The 25560-nt window shown below is 42.1% G+C and carries 23 protein-coding genes; 11 read left to right on the top strand and 12 right to left on the bottom strand.

The features are described 5' to 3' along the window. The first annotated feature begins 40 nt into the window (after positions 1-40). Together CAG60_RS02985 and CAG60_RS02990 are read left to right on the top strand one after the other, a co-directional pair. Positions 41-1729 carry an SgrR family transcriptional regulator gene (locus CAG60_RS02985; protein WP_161438256.1) on the top strand — a complete coding sequence of 563 codons (1689 nt, stop codon included), beginning with the start codon at positions 41-43 and terminating at the stop codon, positions 1727-1729. A 41-nt stretch (positions 1730-1770) separates the two neighbouring features. After that, positions 1771-2658 (top strand): LysR family transcriptional regulator, encoded by an 888-nt coding sequence (locus CAG60_RS02990; RefSeq protein WP_004396336.1) that lies wholly within the window; start codon positions 1771-1773, stop codon positions 2656-2658. Between the two features lie 17 nt (positions 2659-2675). Here CAG60_RS02990 and CAG60_RS02995 read toward each other — a convergent pair whose 3' ends face one another. Further along, complete coding sequence (locus tag CAG60_RS02995; protein ID WP_161438257.1) at positions 2676-5363, bottom strand: bifunctional acetate--CoA ligase family protein/GNAT family N-acetyltransferase; 2688 nt, start codon at positions 5361-5363, stop codon at positions 2676-2678. A gap of 279 nt (positions 5364-5642) precedes the next feature. On the opposite strand from CAG60_RS02995, the gene CAG60_RS03000 reads away from it, so the two are divergent. Both CAG60_RS03000 and CAG60_RS03005 read left to right on the top strand, forming a co-directional pair. Continuing rightward, the gene (locus tag CAG60_RS03000) at positions 5643-6218 is read left to right on the top strand and encodes an SPOR domain-containing protein (protein WP_161438258.1); all 576 of its coding nucleotides are present in this window, start codon (positions 5643-5645) and stop codon (positions 6216-6218) included. Between the two features lie 195 nt (positions 6219-6413). Next, positions 6414-7418 (top strand): D-alanine--D-alanine ligase, encoded by a 1005-nt coding sequence (locus tag CAG60_RS03005; protein ID WP_161438259.1) that lies wholly within the window; start codon positions 6414-6416, stop codon positions 7416-7418. On the opposite strand, the gene CAG60_RS03010 is transcribed toward CAG60_RS03005, so the two are convergent. Further along, complete coding sequence (locus CAG60_RS03010) at positions 7402-8355, bottom strand: tyrosine-type recombinase/integrase (protein WP_161426171.1); 954 nt, start codon at positions 8353-8355, stop codon at positions 7402-7404. The genes CAG60_RS03005 and CAG60_RS03010 overlap by 17 nt on opposite strands. 101 nt (positions 8356-8456) lie before the next feature. On the opposite strand from CAG60_RS03010, the gene CAG60_RS03015 reads away from it, so the two are divergent. The 3 genes from CAG60_RS03015 (at position 8457) to CAG60_RS03025 (ending at position 10718) form a co-directional block, all read left to right on the top strand. Continuing rightward, positions 8457-8843 (top strand): DUF3319 domain-containing protein, encoded by a 387-nt coding sequence (locus CAG60_RS03015; protein WP_154171059.1) that lies wholly within the window; start codon positions 8457-8459, stop codon positions 8841-8843. An 18-nt stretch (positions 8844-8861) separates the two neighbouring features. Continuing rightward, entirely contained in the window at positions 8862-9173 is a 312-nt protein-coding gene (yciH, locus tag CAG60_RS03020) for a stress response translation initiation inhibitor YciH (RefSeq protein ID WP_004396328.1), read from the top strand. A 273-nt stretch (positions 9174-9446) separates the two neighbouring features. Further along, complete coding sequence (locus CAG60_RS03025) at positions 9447-10718, top strand: O-acetylhomoserine aminocarboxypropyltransferase/cysteine synthase family protein (protein ID WP_161438260.1); 1272 nt, start codon at positions 9447-9449, stop codon at positions 10716-10718. Positions 10719-11098: 380 nt separating this feature from the next. Here the strand turns inward: CAG60_RS03025 and CAG60_RS03030 are convergent, their stop codons facing one another. The 9 genes from CAG60_RS03030 to CAG60_RS03070 form a co-directional block, all read right to left on the bottom strand. Then, positions 11099-11263: a YoaH family protein gene (locus CAG60_RS03030; RefSeq protein WP_004396324.1), complete on the bottom strand. Its 165-nt coding sequence runs from the start codon at positions 11261-11263 to the stop codon at positions 11099-11101. Positions 11264-11303: 40 nt separating this feature from the next. Then, positions 11304-12467 (bottom strand): conjugal transfer protein TraF, encoded by a 1164-nt coding sequence (locus CAG60_RS03035; protein ID WP_154171057.1) that lies wholly within the window; start codon positions 12465-12467, stop codon positions 11304-11306. Between the two features lie 58 nt (positions 12468-12525). Further along, positions 12526-13401, bottom strand: coding sequence for a DUF2861 family protein (locus CAG60_RS03040; protein WP_158137342.1), 876 nt, complete (start codon positions 13399-13401; stop codon positions 12526-12528). Positions 13402-13404: 3 nt separating this feature from the next. Then, positions 13405-14064, bottom strand: coding sequence for a response regulator transcription factor VxrB (gene vxrB, locus CAG60_RS03045; RefSeq protein ID WP_154171055.1), 660 nt, complete (start codon positions 14062-14064; stop codon positions 13405-13407). Continuing rightward, complete coding sequence (vxrA, locus tag CAG60_RS03050) at positions 14039-15514, bottom strand: sensor histidine kinase VxrA (protein ID WP_154171054.1); 1476 nt, start codon at positions 15512-15514, stop codon at positions 14039-14041. Before vxrA ends, vxrB begins: the two co-directional genes overlap by 26 nt. A 185-nt stretch (positions 15515-15699) precedes the next feature. Beyond that, a complete protein-coding gene (gene pntB, locus CAG60_RS03055; protein WP_161438261.1) occupies positions 15700-17076 on the bottom strand; it encodes a Re/Si-specific NAD(P)(+) transhydrogenase subunit beta in 1377 nt (458 codons plus the stop codon). 12 nt (positions 17077-17088) lie between these two features. Beyond that, positions 17089-18630 carry a Re/Si-specific NAD(P)(+) transhydrogenase subunit alpha gene (locus tag CAG60_RS03060; protein ID WP_161438262.1) on the bottom strand — a complete coding sequence of 514 codons (1542 nt, stop codon included), beginning with the start codon at positions 18628-18630 and terminating at the stop codon, positions 17089-17091. Positions 18631-18725: 95 nt separating this feature from the next. After that, a complete protein-coding gene (locus CAG60_RS03065) occupies positions 18726-19004 on the bottom strand; it encodes an HlyU family transcriptional regulator (protein WP_154171051.1) in 279 nt (92 codons plus the stop codon). 2 nt (positions 19005-19006) lie between these two features. Then, positions 19007-19384: a late competence development ComFB family protein gene (locus CAG60_RS03070; RefSeq protein WP_004396309.1), complete on the bottom strand. Its 378-nt coding sequence runs from the start codon at positions 19382-19384 to the stop codon at positions 19007-19009. 298 nt (positions 19385-19682) lie between these two features. Between CAG60_RS03070 and CAG60_RS03075 the strand changes: the two genes are divergently transcribed. The 3 genes from CAG60_RS03075 to CAG60_RS03085 all read left to right on the top strand — a co-directional run bounded on the left by CAG60_RS03075 (position 19683) and on the right by CAG60_RS03085 (position 23321). Next, complete coding sequence (locus CAG60_RS03075) at positions 19683-20924, top strand: GGDEF domain-containing protein (protein WP_202598498.1); 1242 nt, start codon at positions 19683-19685, stop codon at positions 20922-20924. 153 nt (positions 20925-21077) lie between these two features. Continuing rightward, positions 21078-22835: a diguanylate cyclase domain-containing protein gene (locus tag CAG60_RS03080; RefSeq protein ID WP_161438263.1), complete on the top strand. Its 1758-nt coding sequence runs from the start codon at positions 21078-21080 to the stop codon at positions 22833-22835. Between the two features lie 153 nt (positions 22836-22988). Further along, positions 22989-23321 carry a PBPRA1643 family SWIM/SEC-C metal-binding motif protein gene (locus CAG60_RS03085; RefSeq protein ID WP_040905003.1) on the top strand — a complete coding sequence of 111 codons (333 nt, stop codon included), beginning with the start codon at positions 22989-22991 and terminating at the stop codon, positions 23319-23321. A gap of 145 nt (positions 23322-23466) precedes the next feature. Here CAG60_RS03085 and CAG60_RS03095 read toward each other — a convergent pair whose 3' ends face one another. Continuing rightward, positions 23467-24180 (bottom strand): Fic family protein, encoded by a 714-nt coding sequence (locus CAG60_RS03095; protein ID WP_202598499.1) that lies wholly within the window; start codon positions 24178-24180, stop codon positions 23467-23469. Positions 24181-24576: 396 nt separating this feature from the next. On the opposite strand from CAG60_RS03095, the gene CAG60_RS03105 reads away from it, so the two are divergent. After that, positions 24577-25539: an IS110 family transposase gene (locus CAG60_RS03105; protein ID WP_161425384.1), complete on the top strand. Its 963-nt coding sequence runs from the start codon at positions 24577-24579 to the stop codon at positions 25537-25539. The last annotated feature ends 21 nt before the right edge of the window (positions 25540-25560 follow it).

A 25560-nucleotide genomic window follows, 5' to 3' on the forward strand; every position in this document is an offset into this window, starting at 1 on the left:
AAACTGTAGTAAGTTTTTAAGATATAGAGTTTCCTCCTTTATGAGTAGCCCTCGCTTACGTGTCCAATTTGAAACCTTATTTGCTCATTTTCATGGTCAAGATGCAGAGACGCAATTAGACGATATTACCGACATTTTATTTTGCACTCGACGTAATGCGCGCATTGTTCTCAACAAATTAGAAGATGAGGGGTGGATTGAATGGCATCCCGCTCCAGGACGCGGCAAACTCTCACAGCTTATTTTTAAACGTAGTCGGGCAGATGTCAGTGAAAACCTTGCTCGCCGTTATCTGCAAGAAGGCAAGATAGGTCAAGCGCTGGCGGTATTGGATCAAGATGCCGCTAAGTTAACCCAAGTTATCCAAAGTTACCTAGGTGTACAACACCAAGAGGGCTTGCAAGTGGTGCGTTTGCCGTATTATCGACCACTTTCTATGCTTAATCCCACGAAGCCGATGCGCCGTTCAGAGCTGCATATTGCGCGGCAAATTTATTCTGGTTTGACTCGTTTAGATGAAGAAGAGCAATTGCAAGCCGATCTCGCGCACCACTGGCAAGCGTTAAGTCCAACACACTGGCGGTTTTATTTACGCCCTGGAGTACGTTTTCATAACGGTGAATTAATGACCACTGAGATAGTGGTACAGAGTCTATGGCAATTACGTTTGGTGAATTTGTTTGCGCACATTGACGCCATTACGACTCCGGATAATTGGGTCGTCGATATTCATCTAGCCAAACCCGATACTCGCTTACCGTTATTGCTGGCAGAATCTTGTGCAAAAATTTTATTGCCAGAGTCATTAAGAGCGGATGACTTTGATCAAAAACCGGTGGGCAGTGGTCCTTATAAGGTATTCGTTAATGATGAGAAAAGGCTAGTGCTACAAGCATTTGATGGCTATTTTGGTTTTCGTCCATTGCTGGACCGTGTCGAAGTATGGGTTATTGATGAAGTGCACTCCTCAATGGTATTTCCGAGCTTAACGCATCCGATGAAAAGTCAACGCGGTTCATTTAGTGAAGATGTTGAACTCGATCCCGGTTGCACTTATTTATTACTCAATCGTCGTAAGGGGATCGCGTCTAATGAGGTTTGGGCCAATTATCTACAAACCAAACTCAGTGCGCTGAATTTATTTCGTTTGTTACCAGAAGAAAAAGTGGTTGAACTGGGCGTATTGCCTGCTTATGGATTAAAGCCGGGTTGGTATCATCAAAATGGACCAATGTCAGCCGTTGAACCGCCAATCGGTAATACCGTTACAGTTGCTTATCATGCCCAGCATCCTATGTTTCCTACTTTAGCGAAGTGTATTGAACGTTTACTTAAAGAAGATGGTATAGACGTCACCTTCATTAAATATGAATTAACCGTCGATGATGTCGATCAGGTTGACATTTGGATCAAAGCAATGGGCATCGCTAACCATCGGGATGATGCACTGGCTGGCTGGTTATTGGATTACTCTGATATTGAACCAATGAGTCAAGCTGAGGATTTTTATCGTTGGTCTGGATTGATTGATCAATGGCGTGCGAGCGATGAATCAACCCCTTTTCCCGCTCAAGAGCTCGGTAAGTCCTTAGTCGCCAGTAAACAGATCATTCCAATGTTTCATTGCTGGTTAGGGGTGAATAAAGATCAATGTGGTGCGTTACAAAATGCAAAGTGCAATGCCTTAGGCTGGTTTGATTTTAGCCAAGTATGGGTAAAACCAGAGTAAAACGATCGTCAAATCACCGATCTTGTATGAGGAAAGAAGAGATGCAAAGCCCGATTACTTTAGAAGCGCTACATATCCTTGATGCGATTGATCGCCGCGGCAGTTTTGCTGCCGCGGCCAATGAGCTGAACCGCGCACCAAGCTCATTGAGTTATCAAATTCAAAAGCTTGAACAAGATTTGGATATGATGATTTTTGATCGCTCTGGTCACAAAGCCAGTTTTACTGATGCCGGACGGTTGATCCTTGAGCGTGGGCGAACCATTTTGTCGGCCGCCGAGAAGCTAGTTAACGATGCGACGTTACTTGCTAACGGTTGGGAATTGGATATTACATTGGCTTTTGATGGCATCATTCCGGTCGCGAACTTTTTTCCTTTGGTGGATGCGTTAGGTAATGTCAGTAAAACTCGGATTCGTCTACAAGAAGAGATTTTAGCCGGAAGTTGGGAGTCTCTCGCTACAGGAAGAGCCGATTTACTGATTTGCCCCAAAATAGACAGTTTACCGCAAGAAGTAAAATCAGAGCGATTAGGCTCAATGTCACTGATTTGGGTTGCTGCGAGCGATCATTATGTTCATCGCCGTCGTGGTGAGTTTGATGAGCAGGCTCGACAAAAGTATCGAGTGATTGCGATTGCCGATACAGCGCGCGAACAGCCAGCGATGAGTATTAATATCTTAGAAAAACAGCCGCGTTTGACGGTGAGTAATTTTAATGCCAAATGCCAAGCGCTGGTGGAGGGATTAGGTATTGGTACCTTACCGATACAAATCGCCCAGCCGTTGATTGCCAGTGGGCAGTTGCAAAAGATATCGGGCAGCATGGATAAACATATTGATATTGTTATGGCGTGGCGCAGAAATACGACGGGTGAAGCCAAATCGTGGTGTATTCAATATTTGAAAAAACATTGGGATCTCGTCTGATCTACCAGAGTCTTGGTTTACGGTTTGGTCAGGGTTAAGACCATATCTGCCGTTCCATCTTCAAAATGAATCTCGATACTAAAGCCCAGTTTTTGGGCTAAACTGAGCATCCCTTTATTACTAGGCATGGTCATACCTGAGATGCGGGCAGTGCCTTTCGCTTGGCAGTAATCAATGATCTTTTTCATTAGTAATGATCCGAGCCCTTTACCTTTAAGATCGGAGCGAATCAAAATGGCAAATTCAGCATCACTATTATCATGGTTGATCAATGCTCGTGAGACGCCAATGATCTCTGCTGGTGAGGTTTTATGGCTGACAGCAACAAAAGCCATCTCTCGGTCGTAATCAATTTGGGTAAAGTTGGCTAGCGCTTCGTGATTAAATTCACCGACATCCGAAAAAAAGCGTTTGTACAGATCTTCTTTTGAGACTCGATGAATGAAAGCGGCATGTTGTGGCTCATCTTCGGGGAGAATCGGCCTAAGAGTTAACGGCTCCCCATCTTTAGCGATGACATTTTCCACCAATTCAGAAGGATAGGGACGGATAGCTAACCGACTTTGCGCATCCCCTTCGAAACGCTGTAATATTAAATCGGCATCCAGAATCGTAAATTGATCACCATTGACCAGTAAAGGGTGGATATCCAATTCATGTACTTGTGGACACTCAATAATCAGTTGGGAAATTCGGACTAAAAACTCGGATAAACCGTCAATGTTTATTGGTACTGGTTGTTTTTGTAGACGAATTTTACCGCTGCGTAGCGCCCGAACAATTAAATATCTTGCTAATGTACTATTTAATGGTGGTAATGCAGCGACCGCATCCAGAGACTCTTCCCATTCAGAACCGCCTTGCCCCAGTAAAATCACCGGACCAAAAATAGCATCGTGTTTGACTTTAATACGTAACTCTTCTCCTCCGCCCAACTTGGCCATCGCTTGCACCAACAAGCCATACACCCTAGCTGCAGGGTAGGAGAGTTGAGTTCTATCAAGGATCGATTGCGCGGCATTGGCGACTTCGTTACGGTTGCGTAGGTTAAGCATAACGCCTTGTACATCGGATTTATGAGCAATATCTGGTGAACGCAATTTTACCGCAACCGGATAGCCAATCGTTTCTGCTATGTGTACCGCCTCACTACTGTCCGAAGCAATCCAAGTCGGTAACACATTAAAATGAAAGCATTTGAGAAAACTGCCTATTTGATGAGTATCAATGTGTACACTTTCTTGTTCGCTTAAATGCTCGGCGATCCACGCTTTGGCGCTATTGATTTCTGAAGCGGTCACCAACTCAGTGGTCGTCGGTGTTTCCATCAACTGTTTTTGGTTACGCCTAAATTCAACCAAATGCATGAAAGCGACGACGGCACTTTCTGGCGTGCGGTAGGTCGGGATACCGGCTTGAGTAAAAATGTGCCGAGCAGGGCGAGCGGTGAGTTCCCCAGACCAATTAGTCAGAATATTAAAACGCCTCGCCCGAGGATGGTTTTTAATCACCTCAACAATAGCCATTGCTGTTTGTTCTGAGTGCGCGATGGCGGAAGGAGAGTGCATAATCAGAATGGCATCGATATCATCACTGTCGAGTACCGCTTTTAACGCATTAATATAACGAGTGTGGTCAGCATCCCCAACAATATCAATCGGGTTATTTTGCGACCAACTACGCGGAAGGCATTGATCCAGTTGTTGGTAAACGGTATGGCTTAATTGTGCTAATTTGCCTCCGCGTTCGAGTAACGTATCGACAGCCATAATAGCAGGCCCACCACCATTAGTGATGATCGCTAGCCGCTCGCCTTGGAGTGGTACGGCATGAGTTAACGTTTCAACGGCCGCAAACAGCTCATGCGTATTATTAACCCTCAGCATACCGGTTCTGCGAATGGCAGAATCGTAAATAATGTCTAGTGTATCTTCGCCGCCAGTGTGTATTTTAGCCGCTTTTCGCCCTGCAGCGGTTCTACCCCCTTTTAAAACAAGTATTCGTCGATTACGAGACGCGGCACGTGCCGCGGATAAAAAGCGGCGTGCATCTTTAATAGTATCAACATACAACAAAATCGCGTGAGTGTGCTTGTCGATACTGAGCGAATCGAGTAAATCAGCGAAGTCGATATCGCAGGCGTTGCCTAGGGAAACAAAAGCCGAAAAGCCAATTTGTTTATCATTCGCCCAGTCAAGAATCGTAGTACAGACGGCTGCTGACTGAGAAATAAAAGCAATATGGCCCTTTAAGGCATTGACTGGAGAGAATGAGCCATTGAAGTGTATCCAAGGCAGAATAATACCGAGGCTATTAGGGCCAAGCACACGTATGCCCGCTTGTTTGGCTATCGTTAGGCACTGTTGCTGAATTTCATGCTGCTGGGCATCTTCACTGTACATATCGGCAGATAACACGATAACACATGAAACGCCTTTCTCTGCCAATTGACGGAAAAGTTCAAGATTACGAGAAGCATGGGTACAAAGAATAGCAATATCAGGAACGAGAGGTAAATCAAGCACGGTCTTATAAGCCAAGACCCCACACACAGAAGGATAACGAGGCGTTACTGGCATAATTGCACCATCGAAACCGCCCTGAAGTAGGTTTTTCATGACGATATTACCGGCACGAAAAGATCGCGTTGAAGCGCCGATCACAGCCACAGATCTTGGATTAAGTAGCGGGTTAATAGAATTCATGATGCAAAAGACCTAAAAGGTAACGAGCCAATAACTAAGTTTTGCCTTTAGCATGAAATCTTCACCAAAGGTCAATACAGCCATATCAACAACACTGTAGTTAAAATTATCTAATGGTGTTGATGTATTTAGTCTGGATGTGATCTTCATGACATCATCTCTCTTTCACTTTGTGCCACAAATCACAGGATAATCAGAGATAATCACATCCTATACTTGATTATAAGACGCGCTATCGGCATGATTTACATTACTTTCTATCTAAGGTGTTATTGGTTTATGAAAAGAATTGCGATTGTTGGCTTGTGCGCGCTGCTGGCCGCCTGTGCCTCAGAAAATTATATCACGGATGTAACAACTCAAAGCCACACGGAAGAGTTTGCCGTGGCTGATATTCCTAAACCTATTGTCTCAGAAAGGGGTAACGCTGACGGTGTCTCCGAGCGTAATGTTCAAGCTCAAGTGATCAAAATGGCTCCGGCTGAAGAGAAACAAATCGTCAAAGCAACGCCGCCAGCCAAACCTAAAGTCACTATTGCACCACCAACCGAAGAGCAATTAGCAATGAATCCACGTTATGGCTTCACCATTCAAGTTGTTGCCGTTGGGGCGCAAACTAAGGTTGATCAATTTGCGAATCAGTTACCTAAAGATGAACAACCGATCTGGGAAAACTATAAAGTCGTTAATGGCACGAAATGGTACACGGTCTTGTATGGTGATTACGCCACTCGTCAGGAAGCGTTGAACGCCTTGCAAAGATTGCCAGAAGAATTCCGTGACTTGAAACCATTCGTTAAGAGCATTGATAGTATTAAAAACTCAGATTTCCCCACACTAAATAAACTCAACTAATGAACGTTTACAACAGGGGCCTTTGCCCCTGTACTGTTTATTCTCTACACAATTAAACTAAGATTAGGTAATAAATCCTCTTCTATGGTGTACCTCTGTGCTGAATTGTCTATCATAGCCGATAAAATGAATGTAGTTACTGCATCACTTGGCCTCGTGGCCTGCAACCGAATTTTGGTGTAACGGAACAGTGTAATGAAAAAAACAACAATTTTACTTTTATGTGGTGGGGGCTCATCAGAACATGAGATCTCGCTAGTTTCCGCTGATTATTTGCAGCAACAACTGACGTTAACGCCATCGTTCGACGTGATTCGAGTAGAGATGAAACCTGCTGGCTGGTTTACTGATTCTGGCGATATGGTTTATCTTGATACGAACTCTGCCTCACTAAACAGTGAGCATGGATCTCGTCGCATTGACTTTGTTGTGCCTTGCATCCACGGTTATCCGGGAGAAACGGGCGACATCCAATCGATGCTAGAGCTGGCCGGCATCCCATATTTAGGATGTGGACCAGAAGCCAGTAGTAATAGTTTCAATAAAATCACGTCGAAACTATGGTATGACGCACTCGGTATTCCTAATACACCCTACTTATTTTTAACAGAAAATAACGATGAAGCTTTACGTCAAGCCCTGCAAGCCTTTGATAAATGGGGCGCAGTGTTTATTAAGGCGGCTCGACAAGGTTCATCGGTTGGCTGTTACAAGGTCACCGATAAGCAGCAAATTGCCAAGGCAATTGATGATGCCTTTACCTTTTCTGATCAAGTGCTGGTTGAACAAGCCGTCAAACCACGAGAATTAGAAGTCGCCGCTTATGAACTCGGTGGCAAACTCCATATTACTCAGCCTGGCGAGATTATTGCTCCTGATGATGCTTTTTATAGCTATGAAGAGAAATACAGCGCAAATAGCCACTCAATGACTAAAGTGACTGCGGATAATATCACCGCAGAGCAAAGAGACCTCATTAAGCGCTATGCAGAGAAAGTTTTTGTGCATATGAAATTAAGACATCTTGCTCGAATTGACTTTTTCCTTACCTCACAAGGTGAAATTTATCTTAATGAAGTGAATACTTTCCCGGGTATGACGCCCATTTCAATGTTCCCGAAAATGCTGGAACACCACGGCCACTCATTCTCCGTGTTTTTAGCTGATTGTGTCCAACGCTCACTTATGTCCAAGGTTTAATTCGAGTAAATTTTATTTTAGCGACTGCTGCGGTGTGTAACTTACCTAAGTATTGGTTAGGCATCGCAGGGCTTAACCAACGGCCAAAACTTTGAATATCTTTAGTATGATAGCCTTGTTCAGCTAGCTCTTTTACTGCACCAATTCGGGTCGATTGACCTGAAAACTTTAAATGTGGTAGCGCTAATAAATCACCAGCACGCCTTAATATACGGTAGATGGATGAATCATCTAAAGGTCGATTATTGATGTTGCCATGCCTATCAATTGAGCGAAAAACAGCGCCGTCTTGCTGAGAGATTAATGCTATCCAACGAGCTAATATTTGCTGGGCGGAAGGGGATAATTGATAGATTTCATTGCCGATCCTAAGTTGACTATGATCTTCTGTAATATCCGTGAAGCTGAGCTTTTTAAGCTCTCCTCGTTTCATGGCACATTCAAACATCACGTGATAGATAGCTAAATCACGTATCGCGAGGCTTTCATTACTTTTAACCATCAATTGATAAAGTGATGCCAAGTGTTGACGAGTAAAACATTCAGCTTGTTTCTCATCGCCGTATTTTTCTGCCCTTAAGCGTTGAAGAAGTTGACGAACTTGAACATTCAACGTCGGATCTTTTTGATTCAGTAAGTAATGAATCATACCGATAGTGACAGAGTAACGTCTAATGGTACTAAACTTTCTTACCTTGGCTTCACTTTCAAGAAATAACCTAACGGCGGTAACGGAGGCCGGTAAAGGGTTTACTGATTTTCTTTGACAAAATTCAGTGAAAATATTCCAATCTTTACTGAAGGCGAGTAATGAATTTTTTTGATAGTGTTCTCGGGTCAATAGAGCAAGCTGCTGTGGTGTGATAGGATGCTTAAATTCCAATAGCTTAGCTTTAATCTGTTTTGCTTCGGTCAATTGTACAAGAGGTCTTTTCATATTAATGCACTATAACTTTCTAATTAGTTACTAAATATACTTGCGTACCGATAAGATACAATTATTATTTAACTATCAATGACAAAAATAAGTAGGTCATCATGGCAATCACTACATACCGAGGATTTACTCTAAAATCTGCAGATAACTCACCAGACATCTGGCAAGTGCAGATCAAAAAAAATGTTTTAACTGGAAACCTCGCTGCAGTAAAAAAAAGTATTGATTGGTTTTGTGATACGGCATCGCTGATTGACCCAAGTGAATTTGAATCGATTGGCAAAAAACGAGAAGGTGGTTCACAAACGATTCAAGAGCAATTCAACGGTTTTATGTTAAAAAATGATACAGGGGAACCCAATGGATGGTATTGCTTTTTCAATGGCCGCTTGATCAAAGGAGCAAAAGTTGCTATTCAAAAACATATCGAAGCTTATCTGATTGCAAAACAGAAAGCGGAAGCTCAACAAACTCAATTAAAAAAGTAACAAAGAACGAAGTATATTATGACTCTTGTATATTCAACGGAAACGGGCCGTATTAAGCCTGAAGCCCCAAGCATCGAACGTCCGAAAGGTGATGGGATTGTCAGAATTCACAAAGAAACGAAAGGTCGCAAAGGCAAAGGTGTGTCAATTATTAAGGGTTTAGACCTTGATGATGCGCCTCTCAAGCTGCTGGCTGCTGAGCTAAAAAAGTCCTGTGGCTGCGGTGGCTCGATCAAAGATGGTCATATTGAAATTCAAGGTGAAATGCGAGATAAAATTAAGCAATTGCTTGAAAAAAAAGGTTACACGGTAAAGCTTGCTGGAAGCTAATAACGACACTTGTATATCGATAACAAGAGTAGTTATTAGCTATTTTATGGTAAATAGACCTTATGTTTAATCACTGAGGTACTCAGAGTCGAAGTAGAGTAAGGTCTATCTCAAGCTCTCTTTTTATAGCCCACATAAACTAGATAAAACCTTCGCCGAATTGTATTTAACATAACAATTATAATGCGCACTAAGGTGTGCCATTAATATTGACATCAATATCATGCTCATGGTTTTATACATGCCTTACGTTTATCACTATAAGGATATGTAATGAAACGTGAAACGATCGCTTTACACCATGGTTATCAAGCTGATAATCAAAACTCCGTTGCGGTACCCATTCATCAAACCACCTCATTCAGTTTTAATGATGCACAACATGCTGCAGATCTTTTTGATTTAAAAGTCCAAGGTAATATTTATTCTAGAATTATGAATCCGACCTGTGATGTGCTTGAGCAACGCATCTCAGCACTTGAAGGTGGTATTGGCGCACTGGCGGTCGCTTCTGGGATGGCTGCGATTACTTATGCTATTCAAACTCTTGCTCAAGCTGGTGATAACATTATTTCAATCAGTGAGTTATATGGTGGAACTTATAATTTATTTGCTCATACTTTGCCTAGACAAGGTATTGAGGTTCGATTTGTAGATAAAGACAATGTTACTCAGTTAGCTCAACTGATTGATGATAATACTCGAGCGGTTTTTTGTGAAAGTATCGGCAATCCATCCGGCAGTATCGTTGATATTGAAATGATAGCTAACCTAGCCCATCAACATGGTTTACCGTTAATTGTTGATAATACTGTGGCTACGCCCTTTTTGTGGCGACCTTTTGAACATGGTGCTGACATTGTGGTTCACTCTGCTACAAAGTATATTGGCGGTCACGGAACCACGATTGGCGGTCTGATTGTCGATTCAGGTAAGTTCCCATGGCATGCTTATCCGCAGCGCTTTCCATTATTAAATGAGCCGGATATTTCATATCATGGAGTTAACTATGCTCAAGATATTGGTGCTGCGGCTTTTATCGCTAGAGCGCGTGTTGTCCCTTTGAGAAATATGGGAGCGGCGCTGAGTGCTCAGGCGGCTTGGAATCTATTACAAGGATTAGAGACATTAGCTTTGCGGATTGAGCGAATTAATCAAAATACTTTTGCTGTAGCTCAATGGCTTAGCCAACATCCACAAGTGAATTGGGTAAATTACGCGGGTTTAAGCACTCACAAAGATCACTCACTTGCCCAAAAATATATGCATGGAAAAGCCTCTGGCATCCTAAGTTTCGGTATTGTCGGTGGCCGAGAAGCTGGGGCGCGTTTTTATGATGCATTAAATCTAATTCTTCGTTTAGTTAATATTGGTGATGCAAAAAGTTGCGCCGCGATTCCTGCATCGACGACTCATCGCCAGCTCAATAATCAAGAATTACAAGCTGCAGGCGTTTCAGCTGATATGGTTAGGTTATCAATAGGCATAGAGCATATTGATGATTTGCTTGCTGATCTTGAACAAGCGTTACAAGCTACCGTGTAAATCTTATTCTGATATCTGAATCATGGCCTTGATGGGATCCCTGTGGCCATGATCGGAAGAAGAATCCTGAAGCTCCTCTCTATTAAGCTATTTTATATTTATTATTTCTATGGGGGTTAAAAAATTAAAACTTCATTTTCTGCTTTATGTTACAACGCAACGTAAGTTATAGTGCGTTAAGATAAAGGGTACTCAACTCTATTATCAGCCAACTGATAAATATTTTATTACATCAAGCCCTCTTGCCAGATCCAACGTAGTCAATGATTCTGTTGTACATTCATGAATATAAAATAAGCTTTTGTTTGGTACAATAAGGGCGTTATTGACATAGAAAATCAAAGAAAAAGAGCACATGTGTGCTCTTCTTAAATAGACAATTATTCTGCTTTATTCTGCTGATCTTCAGCATACTGACGACGAATTTCCTGAGATACAATTTGAATCGCCTGTGCGGTACTGATCCCTTCTGCCATCATTTGCTGAATTTTTTCGACAGCGGCTTGCTGTTCACTGTGAGTTAAAGTCGGTATATCGTCAAACATAAATAGGCTCCTATTGGGGAGCCTCACTATAAAGAGACTATCAGTAACTAGCAAGGAAGTTTATATATGCACCCATAGCATTTTCATTGGTATAGCTCGCTCCGATATCGAGCTGAATGATATTCAATGGTGATAATCCAATTCCAGCAGTGATGGTACCGTCTCGACCACTGTAGGCAAGATTTTTGTTATACCCTACTCTCAATTTTAATTGACGCATGATATCCACTTCACCACCAATACGGATCATTTGCGTATCATCGGCAAAGTTATTAAATCGACGATCGGTATTCAAATCATAATCCACACTCAAGGTCGCATAATCAGCAACGATGCCAGCACCGAGCGTGATTTGTGGACGAATTTGATAATCATACTGAACAGAGTTTACCGTTTGCGTTGAAATATCTCGACTGATCAAATTGGTGGCAGCCGCTCCTAAACGATAAGGCCCATAAAACCATACCGCACCAGCATCAATGTTAAATGTCGTTTCTCCCGTACCGTTATCTAACAAATCTTTGAATTCATAGTTGTTAAAGCTGGCTTGATAAAGATAAGTATAAATGCGTTGTAATTTCGGAGTGATACCAAAAGCCATATGTTGACCGAGGAAGGTTTGATATTTGGCTAACGAGATACCAACTTCAGTAACGGCAATAGATACAGCATTAATACCGCTATTTTGTGCCTGCTCAAGAATACATTCAGGGCTGCTAGGATTAGCACCACTTACAGGGCAATCTGATGCGATGCTGGGAGCGGCATACACTTCTGTGTACGCTTTGCCAAATATATTGGCAGATATATAGCGGTTTGGTATACCAAAAGCGATAACCCCACCAAGATTAGCATTGAGTGTATTACCATCAATATCATTAAGAGCCGCTTGTAATTCAGGGGCCTTACTTGGGTCATTGCTGTTAATCAGATCAGCGATGTTATCGATGCTTTTTACTAATTTATCAGGATCGTTATAGGTAAATCCAACGCTAGGTAAAATCATCCCAGCATCATCATTACGACGATAAATAGCCACTAGAGCAGGATTATAAAATGGAGCAGTAAGATAGTTTGCAGAGACCACGCCAACGCCGCCCATGGCATCTCCGCGTGCTTCAATTGCATAATTCGCCGCAAGAGTCTCTGTGGCAACCAGCAGTGCGGGAAGCGTTAAAAGCCAAATATGTTTTTTACTGTTCATATCCAATAAACCGTTGGTTACTTTGTTGTTATAACGGCTTATTGTCTATCAACTTTAATCATTCCTCTAGAGAAACATTATAGGTTTTACTGATAACTTGAGCTTGCTCTATGATTATTGGCCCTTGCCAGCGTTTATGGGTCATTGAAACCGCTAAGATGTAGCGATCCGATGTTAGATCGGTTAACTCAAGCTGAGTCGGATAATTTGATTCATAACTTTGTTGCCAAATTTCTTTATACTCACCATCAAAATAATCGTACACCGACACATCTAACCGAGGCAATGGACAATGGCGATTCAATAATGCATTTTTATCAACCGTCCATTGATCTTTACTCGACCAACGAACCGTTTGCTTCGCTTTAGGTTCGCCAAAGATAACCCAAGTGCTCCACGAATCTTGATCTTCAGCCGTGATATCGATTCGGTACAACCCCATCGATAACTTGGAATTCAGATTATAATGTTTACGAAAGGTTACTCCCCCTTCAGTGACGCCGTCACTTGAGCGAGTGAAGCTGCTGTCGGTAGAAATAGGCCTCTCGACCCATTGAGTTAACGTTATATTATTGAGTGCCTTATCGCTTTGTGCTTCTAATATGACTTGATATGCGTCACGACCAGGGCTTTGAATATCTATCTTACGAATGACGATACTATTTAGCCATACCGGAAAGGTTTTGCTGGTTAGCCCCTTACCACAGTCCACCGATAACGATTGGATCAATACATCGTTTAGGTGTGTTTTGGTATTCTTCGTTTGATTCAGTTGCCAAACTTCAACCAGCGAATGAAACATTCGATCGAGATCATTATTAAGTAGATGCTGATGCACTTGAGTTAATGGACTACTACTCTCAAACCATTCAACACTTTGTGCATAAAAAGGCACGCACACTAGCGTGCCAATAAGACATAGTTTACTGTGCATGATTTAGGCTTTCATCTTGTACCCAACGCCACGGAGTGTTTCTATTTCTAATCCAGGTAGTTTCTGACGCAATTGCAATACGTGTGTATCCACCGTTCGTGTCGTTGGAAAATGATTGTAACCCCACACATGATCCAATAATTCATCGCGAGTAAATACTCGCCCTAAATTGCTGGCGAGAAAAAGCAATAAATCAAACTCAGTTCGCGTTAAGGTAATACACTGTTGGTTAAAAAATACTTCTCGAGTGGCTTTATCGATCACCAAGTTTGGTGTGATCACTTTGCTGTCATCATTATCTTCACCATCCGGTGAACGAAGCTGCGCTCTGATCCGCGCAAATAACTCAGCTTCAGCAAACGGTTTAGTGAGATAGTCATTTCCTCCCGCATCTAAGCCTGTCACTTTATCTTTAACGGTCACTAAAGCGGTCAATAAGATGACAGGGATCTCTTTTAAAGCTTTCCACTCCGCGAGATGAGAAATTGAATCACCATCAGGTAATTGTCTATCTAAAATGACTAAATCCGCTTTTTCCCAGTATTGATCCACTGCGGCGATAGTTTCTGCATGTAAACAGTCATATCCCGCTTGCTCTAAACTTACCAGTAAACCGTCAGCAAGGTTTTTATCATCTTCAACGAGAAGCAATGTCTGTTTCACAAGGTATCTCCAAAATAAACGTGGTTGGTGGTCCGATTAAGGTCAAACGACCTCCCATTCTACCAACCATCGATTCAACAATCGTTAAGCCAAGTCCTAAGCCACTTTTACTTACAAAAGGCTTACGTAAATGACGCCAATCTTTATGGGTCAGCGTTCCTTGATCAGTCACCTTGATGGTAACTGAATCAATTGTTGACGTGACTTCTAAGGTTACAGGAGCAACACCGTATTTTACGGCATTGCGAATTAAATTATCGATACAGGTCCCAAGCCAATATACGTTGAGCTTTGCCGCTATATCTTGTTCAACAATTAACTCTATAGGTTGAGTAAACTCTTCTTCTACTTTGTATTGCAACCATTCTTCAACCGATGGAACCCAAGCGGTCGCGAGCGGTTTATTATCCGACTGTAGATAATCTTTACTGGCTTCGGCAAGCTGTCTTAAACGGCGAGAATCCTCACAAAGGCGACGAAACTCATCGTATACAGTTTCGGGTAAATGTTCAAATTCTCGGCGAAACCCTTCAACTGTTAATGATAAACTAGCGATGGGCGTTCTCAATTCATGAGTTAGAATTTGTAAGATTAGCATCCTACTTTTCATTTCTTGTCGTTTAGAGTTCCAACGATAAATTGACCAACTGATCACTAAAAAAATATTTGCCAACACCAATACAAACATACTGATACGAAGTAAATCCGTATGATCTTGTACGTTCCAGCATAAATTGCCTCGTTGAACAAAACATGTGCTATCACTTTCTACAAAACTAAATGCCAGTCCCGCTTGACTGGCATTTAGCTGCCAAATGCTATCATCAAATAAGTAGTACTCATCGCCTTTTCTTAACCAAAGTTCATCCTTATCACCAAACATAATCGCACCAGCGATCAATGCATTCATCGCCTCTTCGTTCATTCTCTGCAAACGGCCCAATAAAGATTGGCTAGGTGCTTGCGCTCGCTCTTGAATATGCATAAAAGGTTCAAGTTGTGCATATTGATCAGGATAAACTTCTGCGTAGCGTGCAGCATAAGTACCACCACCAGGATGAATCAATGAGCTTCTGGCAAACCAACGCACGGGTAATTGACTTCCTTTACACAACGCTCGAGTAAAGACTAAAGGTTCTGTTACTAAAGGGTTCAATGGTAAATTACCCGAGCAATTTTGTGCTAACTGGTACAAAAGCTGAATATCTTTTAATGGATAGGACGCAGTTTGTGGCAACATGCTGTCTGGTGTTAATAATCGAGTAGGATACTCTTTTTGAATCGTTCGAATATCATAAGTGACCATAGCTGCCTGCTCATCAAACAGCGATACAAACAGTTCAATCCGCTCTGGTAGGGAATCGGCAAAAGCTGAAACAGTAAAAGTACAAGCGGCAAGCACTAAGCTGCGGATGAGTGTTCTTGTCAATGTAAATAATCGTTTGATCATAAAACCATAAAGTGATGATGTATTATCTATAAATAGAAACAACGCTTGTTATATCACTGTCAATAATATACCAAAGTATCGCTCTTATTGGTTCGGGACATTTTCCCTTCCCTCTTAAGCTTTGTTCGTATACCAGAAAGCATGAAGCCAGCAAATTGCTGGCTTCATGCTTTGATGTCATCAGATTACAATGCTTTGGAGATGGCGTCTACACTCTCTTTCGCATCCCCAAATAACATGAAGGTATTGTCTTTGAAGAACAACGGATTTTGTACTCCTGCATAACCCGTATTCATTGAACGTTTAAACACAATCACTTGTTTCGCGTGCCATACTTCTAATACTGGCATGCCTGCAATTGGACTATGAGGATCATCTAACGCCGCTGGATTGACCGTGTCATTCGCTCCAATCACTAAGACGGTATCGGTTTTGGATAGGTCATCGTTAATTTCATCCATTTCTAATACAATATCGTAAGGTACTTTAGCTTCTGCTAATAGCACATTCATGTGACCCGGTAACCGACCAGCCACAGGATGAATCCCAAAACGGACATCAATGCCTAATGCTCGTAACTTCTCGGTAATCTCGTAAACAGGATACTGTGCTTGCGCGACAGCCATACCGTACCCCGGGGTAATCACGACAGAACGAGAGTTCTTGAGAAGTTCAGCCACCTCTTCAGCGTTTATTTCTCGGTATTCACCTTGCTGTTCATCACTGCTGATCACTACTTCTTGACCAAAACCACCAGCAATTACACTGATGAATGAACGGTTCATCGCCTTACACATAATATAAGACAGAATCGCCCCAGACGATCCGACTAAAGCGCCGGTCACAATCAGCAAATCATTGGCGAGCATAAAGCCAGCGGCGGCCGCGGCCCATCCCGAATAAGAGTTGAGCATTGAAACTACAACCGGCATATCAGCGCCACCGATTGAAGCAACCAGATGGTAGCCAAAGGCTAAAGCAATCATGGTCATGATGATCAACGGTAATAAGCCGCCATCCATCTTTAAAAATTGCATGAGTAACAGAACCGATATCACTAACGCCGCGAGATTTAACTTATGCTTGTGTGGCAAATTTAGAGGCGAAGAGCTAATTGAACCGCTCAATTTACCAAACGCGACGATCGACCCAGTAAACGTTACGGCACCGATGAATACTCCGATAAAAACTTCGACCAAATGAATTACATGTTCCGCATGAGTATCGACCAAAGGAGCATTGAGCAAACTGTTATAACCGACCAATACGGCAGCCATACCAACAAAGCTGTGCAACATCGCAACGAGCTCTGGCATCTGTGTCATCTCTACTTTATTGGCGAAACGGATCCCAATGACGGCCCCGATGATCATGGCTAAAATAATCCAGCTCAGCCCTTGTGCCTCAGGACTGAAGATGGTGGCTAGCAGCGCGATCGTCATACCGGCCATACCGTAATAGTTACCGGTGCGTGCTGATTCTTGTTTCGATAATCCCGCTAGACTCAAAATAAAACATAAGGCAGCAATAATATAAGCCGCGTGTACTAATCCTGCAGACATTATTGTTCTCCCTTAGTCTTTACGGAACATGTCAAGCATACGTTTCGTGACCGTAAAGCCGCCAAAAATATTGATGCTTGCAATCAAAACGGCAATAAATGCCAAAAAGGTTACTATCCCATTGCCTTGGCCGATTTGTACTAAAGCACCGACGATAATAATTCCAGAGATAGCGTTAGTTACTGACATTAAAGGGGTATGTAATGCATGAGTTACATTCCACACTACGTAATAACCAACCACACAAGCTAACACAAAAACCGTAAAATGACCGAGAAAAGCGGCTGGAGCTACCGATGCTATCCAGGCAAAGACACCGACACCAGCCGCTAAGCCAACCAATTTTTTCCAAGGTGATGCAGGTTGTTTGGGTGGTTTCTCTACCATCGGTTTGCTTTGGGCAGGCTGCTGCACTGAGACTGGGATAGGCGGTGCAGGCCAGGTGATCTCACCTTGCTTAATGACAGTGACCCCGCGCAATACTACGTCATCAAAATCAATGTCAATAGCACCATTCTTCTCTTTGCAAAGCAATTTCAATAAATTGACTAAATTCGTTGCATAAAGCTGAGAAGCTTGAGTAGGAAGGCGACCAACCATATCGGTATAGCCAATGATTTTTACGCCATTATCAGTCGTAATCAACAGATCTTTGACCGTATACTCACAGTTTCCCCCATTTGCAGCCGCCAGATCAACAATCACACTACCCGGTTTCATGCTATCTACCATCGATTTGGTGATGAGTGTCGGTGCTGGTTTACCAGGGATCAGTGCGGTAGTGATAATAATATCGGCTTTTTTTGCTTGCTCTGCGTAAAGCTCTGCTGCTTTTTGATTGAAATCATCCGACATTTCTCGAGCGTACCCATCACTCGAAGCAACCGTCGGCAGATGATCAATTTCCAGAAACTCAGCGCCCATTGATTGCACTTGCTCTTTAACTTCAGGACGAACATCGAACGCTCTAACAATTGCGCCAAGGCTTCCTGCTGCACCTATAGCAGCAAGGCCAGCTACCCCGGCACCAGCGATAAAGACATTCGCGGGAGGGACTTTACCAGCAGCGGTGATCTGCCCAGTAAAGAAACGACCAAACTGATGGGCCGCTTCTACGACCGCTCGATAGCCAGCGATATTCGCCATTGATGATAATGCGTCTAAGGCTTGAGCTCGAGAGATGCGCGGCACGCAATCCATCGCTAATACATTAATGCTTTTCATTGCCAGTTTTTCTAGCAACTGAGGATATTGAGCTGGCCAAATAAAACAGATTAATGTCGCGTGCTCTTTTAATAACGAGACTTCATCGATTTGCTCATTGTAAATTGGCGCATTCACTTTTAAGACAATATCGCAATTCCATACTACCTCGGAGGGTTCAACCATCGCACCAGCCGCTTGGAATGCACTGTCTTCAAAACTCGCTAATGAACCGGCTTGAGATTCAACCACAACCTCAAAGCCGAGTTTTATCAGTTGCTCTACTGATGAAGGTGAGGCTGCAACTCGCGTTTCCCCCGCTAGCCTCTCTTTTGGCACACCAATTCGCATATCATTTCCTTGATTTTGGGACAAAAAATAAAAGAACGCTAAGCATAGCGACTTAGCGTTCTTTTATTCATGACTTCTGTCAACGACTGGAGAAATTAGTTAAAGATCTGACCACTCATCTGATCAATGAAAAGCTGAGCTTTTTTTAACATTAACTGATCAGCCTCTTGTTTATTCGACAAAATATCAGAACGAATAAAACGATGGGTCTGTAACTCACCATTAATCTCTTGAGTAATTCGGCCAGCGACTCGGTATTGGCCGTTTTCCGCGATCGATTCTTGATAAATGAGCATACCTTTATATTCAACAGGCTGAATTGATTCTTGTTGCTTTTTCTCTCTTCCCCCAAACCAGCGAGCAAATAATCCCACAACTACTCCTTATGTTTCTTGTTGTTCTTAAGAATTGGCTCTTCATACCATTCTAACGGATTATCGTGATCAAACCGAGCTTGAGATAAAATAACGGGAATATCTTTATCTCGCATAGTACGACGATCTTCAATGATCATGGGTTCCGCCGCTTGAATGGCAGCGAGAGCTTGTTGTTTTAAAATCACCAACCGCTCTTCAGGAAGGGCTGAAAGGAAGTCGACATCATGTCGGATATAAACCGGGCGCATTTGACTCAATGCAAGACAGGCCAGATCCGCTAATTGGTCATGATTGTATTTCTCACTATATTGACGCTGAATCAATACTTGTCCTACTAACGTTTCCATATAGTTATGTACATCAACATTTAACTGCATCCGTTTTCTCCTGAATCATGCGAACTTATCCTTAAGCCTATGTTTCGACCAATGATACTGAAATGAGCCATACCCTTCCTACTTAAAGCTGCAGCGGTGTTGACTACCTACAACTTCAAGTCGTTTGGGTATATCTGAGTAAAAATGTGAAAGCATCAGATTAACACCTGTTCAGTGTAGCAAAAAACTTGGCAATTATTGAAATCAACGTATTCTTATAACCAAAGGGACTTAAACCATTTGCGAAACTTTTCACCAATAAGGGACTGCATTGATTCAAATGGCGCATGAATAATCTATGTCGACAGATTTTGCTTCTTCATCTTGGTTTCGTTTTGCCTTCCCTATCCTGTTACTTATTACAGTCTGGATCGGAATCGATAACCTCGTTATGGTCGTGCAAAGCAATATTGGCTTTGCGCAAAATTTACCTTACGTGCTTTTTGTCAGCGCTATTGCTATCGCTCATTTATTTAAGCAAAGTCGGATAGCCATGATCGCCAGTGTGTTGCTGGTAAGTTACCTGATTGTTCAATACCGACTGCAATCCCCCCTATCCGATGGTTCAACATTACTTGAATTGTCTCTCTTGGCAACGCTACTTCCCGTGGCTTGTCTCATTAGCTATGCTTTTTATAATCAAGGGCTCGCTACACGCAGTTTTGCCAAATTCATCGGGCTGTTACTGATGTTGTTACTGTGGGGGATGTTGAGTGTTACTCACTTTTATGATGGCTCTGTCATTGATTTACATGAAGGTCTACTTTACAGCGTTCCGCAAATTTCTCGATTACCCTTTATTCTAGTACTTTATCTTTTCGCTTTAGTCGGTGTCTGTGCGATTTTAGTATTAACCAGAAATCGTATGATCGATGCCACTATTTACAGCGCTTTATTGTTAACCAGCACTACCTTTATTTTTTTCCACGTTTCCTTTATATCCAGCATTCTTTTTTCACTCGCTGGTGTCTTATTGATCTTGTATTTGATCGCAGCAGGTCATGCATTGGCTTTCAATGACCGATTAACTCAACTGCCTGCCCGACATGCTTTGGATCTTGACCTGCAGCGTTTAGGGAAAAACTTCACGATTGCAATGGTTGATGTCGATCACTTTAAGGCATTCAATGATACCTATGGCCATGAAACTGGTGACGATGTGCTAAAACTTGTTGCCAGTCGCTTACTGCTCGTTCCCGGTAATGGACGAGCTTATCGTTATGGTGGTGAAGAATTTACTTTGCTTTTTAAAGGCAAAACGGCAGAACAAGCAAAACCACATTTAGAGTGGTTACGTCACGATATCGAACATTACGATTTAGTTATTCGAGATACAGACACTCGCCCCGCTAATCATCAAGAAGGTTCAAAAAAACGTAAACGTCATAAAGCGTCATCCGTTACTATTACTATTACTATTAGTATCGGCATTTGTGATAGTCACGTAGAGCCCACCCCAAAATCTGCATTAACCTTAGCCGATCAAGCTTTGTATAACGCTAAAAAAGCTGGGCGAAATTGCATAAAAGTCATTAAGTAAGTAACAATTGTTATCGCCCATCGCAACTTATCAAATAAAAGTATGCTAATGTTTTCTTGTGATTAATTTTTTAACCGCACTGTATAGAGAATCGATGCATTGACCATTTTTTTTAACGTCATTAATAAATATCTTATTAAAATACTATGCCTAATGACATTAGCCTTTCCCGCTATCGCATGGGCTGACCGGGATTGGTCACAGCAAGCTGTACGGATGTGTGTCGATCCTGATTGGGAACCTTTAGAGAAAATCACCCCTGATGGTCAGTTTGTTGGCATTGCAGCAGATTTATTACGAGTGATTTTTCAGCGAGCCAAGCTGGAGTTCGTCGTAATACCAACAGTGGATTGGAACGAAAGCTTAGTCAAATCCCAAGCTGGGGAATGTGATATTCTGGCGTTACTCAATAAAACCGAACAACGCAGCCAATGGCTTAATTTCACTCGGCCGTATCTTGTTAATCCTAACGTCTTAATTACTCGACACGAGCATCACTATGTAGATAACTTAAACGATCTCGCCAGTACCGATAGTAGTATTGTTCTGCCTATCGGTACCTCTGTGTATGAATTTCTTAAACGTGACTATCCAAACATCAATTTAATCCCTGTTGATACAGAACGAGAGGCTTTCGATTTAGTGGATAGAGGGCTAGCCGATGCAACATTACGTTCATTATTAGTCGCAGCGTATACTATTAGAAACGAAGGCTGGTTTAATCTTAAAATCGCAGGTGAAATCGGTGACTATAAGAATTTGTTACGAATCGGTGTACTTCACCAGCACCCATTATTGCTAGAACAATTAGATCAGGCCATTGCCACATTGACTGTCGAAGATATCAATCAAGCCATTAATCGACACGTACCTATTTCTGTGAGTTATCGTTACGACTGGATAATGATCGTAAAAATCATCATGATTTCTATGATCATTATCTGTGCATTATTATTTGCCGGGTTACTACAGTACCGCTCTCATCGACGTTTATTAGCACTAAAATCTCAATTAGAGACCACGTTAGTGGAAAAAGATAACATTGAATTACGACTTCGAGAAAGTGAACGCTTTTATCGCTCATTGGTTGATACTGCCCATGAAGGGATTGGCGTTATTCAGAATCAACGTTTTGTATACGCTAATCACTATTTAGCGCAAATCGTTGGTCTCAGTATTGAGCAACTTCTTGAGCTTTCTTCATTCCTCGACCTAGTGAGTCCAGAATACCAACCTGCTGTGTTAAAAGCCCATCATCAGCGTCTAAGTAAAGAAGCAACACCGCCGCAACGCTATCAAGCACAGCTAATTCATGCTAATGGACATATCATTGATATTGAAGTCAGTGGCGTTATGGTTGACTGGTATGGTGAACCCGCTTCTTTAAACTTTATCAGTGACATTACGGATAGAAAACAAGCGGAACGTGAAATTACCCATCTCGCTAATCATGATACGTTAACTGGACTGGCAAATCGCAGGCTACTTATGGAAAGAATGGAACAGTTAATTTTACAAGCTAAACGTAATCCTATTCAGTTTGCCGTTATCTTTATTGATTTGGACAAATTTAAACCTGTCAATGACTACTGGGGATATCAAGTGGGCGATGAACTTTTGCAGGCGATCTCACAACGTCTGACTGAGAGTATTAGAGCATCGGATACTTTAGCTCGTATCGGGGGTGATGAATTTGTCATTTTATTGCCTCATTTACCGAGCGAACATATCAATGATGTGGTACGAAAAATTGAACATGCCTTTCAAAAACCTTTTGTTTTAAAAGAAAAAACATTATCGATTCATGCTAGCCTCGGAGTAGCTAACTTCCCTAATGATGGAGATACCGCTTCAGAATTGCTTAATAGAGCTGACCGAGAAATGTATCGCAATAAGCAAGTAAACGTATAGCAACGTTGAACTAACGATACTGCTAGTAACTTTACACACAATGAAAATGCCCAACTTTATATACCGCCTATTGTAGGAACTTCTTTATCAATTGCCATTGTGCCGTATAATCGCGACCAAACTACACCACACCAATCTATCAGTGAGCTGCAAATGTCCAAACTATTTTTCAAAGGTCGAATCGATGCTAGACAAAACCACGTTATGTCAGGCTACAACGTAAAGCGTGATATAAAAACAGGCACTGAGGAAGCTCCAATTAATATTGTCGTCTCAACCGAGGCTCGTAAAGCTGAGATAGAGACTTTACTTTCTGAGCACTCGATTGTGGCTCATATTGTCATAGACTCAAAGCAGCCAGAGAACACTATTGAACTTGATACGCTACTAAACAAACCTAAAACTATTACCTATGACAAAACACCAAACCGTAATGAATCGTGTATTTGCGGAAGCGGAAAAAAGTACAAAAAGTGCTGCGCTTAAAATATAGACAGTTAGATTAAAAACCGTCTTCTGACGGTTTTCTTATAGGGCTGACAACGCTACTACCAACTTTCCGCATAACACCGTAATCACCAAAATCAACGCATAATAAAAATGCCACGCGTAGGAAGTCCCTCTTGAAGCGTTAGCCGATTTTCAGATCTAGCTTGAAATTACGAATAATTTTTTCATCCAAGCAGCTGCGTAAAAACTTATTCATTGCTGTCATGTCATTAGAAGAATAGAAGTCCAGCATGAGCGTATTAAACTCTTGCTGACGCTTGGCTTGCACATTAATGATAGGGAAACCATTAGCTAACAAAATACCGTTCATCATGAACCGTCCTGTACGTTTGTTAACATCCCAAAAAAATTGAGCGCGTGCCATTTGTAAAAATGCAGTAGTTGCTTGATCGTAAACATCAGATTCGCTATTCACCTGACTCTCAACTTCAAGCCATTTTTCGTCCAACTCATCTGGAGCCGGAGGCTCACACTCTGTACCCGTAATAGAAACGTAACCAGAGCGAAATTTACCCCACTCTAACGCTTCTTCTTTGCCAGCGATATTGTGGATTTTTAAGGCGGTTTCTTTATTAAATTGGAACTCACCTTGATCAACTAAGCCAAAAATAAACTCCCATGCTCGAGCTTGGTTCATTGCCATATTTTGATCACTAATTCGATGACCACCTACGGTGATCCCATCTAAAATAGTTTGCACCTCAGGCAAAGTCATTGCAACACCCTCGAGGTTAACAGCGTCATAAACCAAAGCTGGTACATCTCTTTTGGCAAGTTGTTTAGCCAGCGGTATATTTGGTTTCATATTCCACATGTTATCTGTCAATGCTGTCATAGTGATCTTCTTCAATGTAAGTAAAACTTGGCTAAGTATACACTTACTGATGAGTAAGTTGATAGAAGTCGCCTAACGCCCGCTTAAGGGGCTGACAACGCTACTACCAAGTTTCCGCATAACACCGTAACCACAAAAACCAACGCATAATAAAAATGCCACGCGTTGGAAGTCCCTCTTGAAGCGTTTGTATGGATAATAACTAACGAATCAGGGTAAAGTGAGACCCAGACTTTAGCTGCAACTAAAGTTCTCTATCTGATAGTTCGATTGAAGTGTGGCTCCTCTATCGAGAGACCGATAACAAGAGCGAACGTCAGATAGAACTCCAAGCACCACACTCGAATAGTCTTCTGGGTCTCGAACCCGCATTTAGCAAGCAAGAGTTAGCTTATTATGAATACAAATACACTGCAAAACATTAATGTCGGCGTTGATACCGGCAAGTCACAATTAGATATCTATATCCGTCCTCTCGATATCTATTTTAATGTCTCCAATGATGAAAAAGGCATTAAACAAGCCATCAAAACCATTAAAAAGTACCACCCTGAACGTATTGTCATCGAAGCCACCGGACGCTTAGAAATGCCATTCATCTTAGCCTGCGATAACGCTAAGTTACCCTATGTCATTGCTAATCCATTACATATCAAAAAGTTCTCCGGCGCCCTTGGACATCGAGCTAAAAATGACCGCTTAGATGCCGCTCTTATTGCCCATTACGCGGAAGCGATTAAACCGAAACTCACACAATTGAAAAGTGAAAACATTCGTTTAATGAGTGACTTAGTGACAAGACGCAACCAGTTATTGACCATGCAAACCATGGAAAAGAACCGCTCTCAAATCATGCCTAAGACTGTTGCGTCATCGATTAAATCCCTACTTACCATGCTCAAAAAACAGATAGAAAATATTGAAACTAGAATCGAAAAACTCATCGAGACATGCCCTGATTACCAAGCAAAAAATGAGCTATTACAGAGCGTACCTGGCATCGGAAAAATTGCGGCAGCCTCCATCATCAGTAACGTACCTGAGCTGGGCTACATCACCAACAAACAAGCGGCTTCATTAATCGGTGTCGCTCCCATTACTCGAGAAAGCGGTAGTTATAAAGGCAAGAGAATGATCAAAGGCGGACGCATGCAAGTCAGGACGGTTTTGTACATGGCCATGATGTCTGCAATGCAATGTAATCCTGTTTTTAAACAGCACTATCAAAAGTTATTAGCGGCAGGCAAACCTAAAAAAGTAGCGATCATTGCTTGCGTCAGAAAGATGGTAGTTATCCTAAATTCTATGCTCAGAGACGGCTGCATGTGGGATGTAAACAGCGCCAAAATTAACTCTTGACGCCATAGTCTCTTGTTATGC

Origin of the sequence: Vibrio sp. V33_P6A3T137 (assembly GCF_009904835.1) — a bacterium.
Classification (GTDB): Bacteria; Pseudomonadota; Gammaproteobacteria; order Enterobacterales; family Vibrionaceae; genus Vibrio; species Vibrio metschnikovii.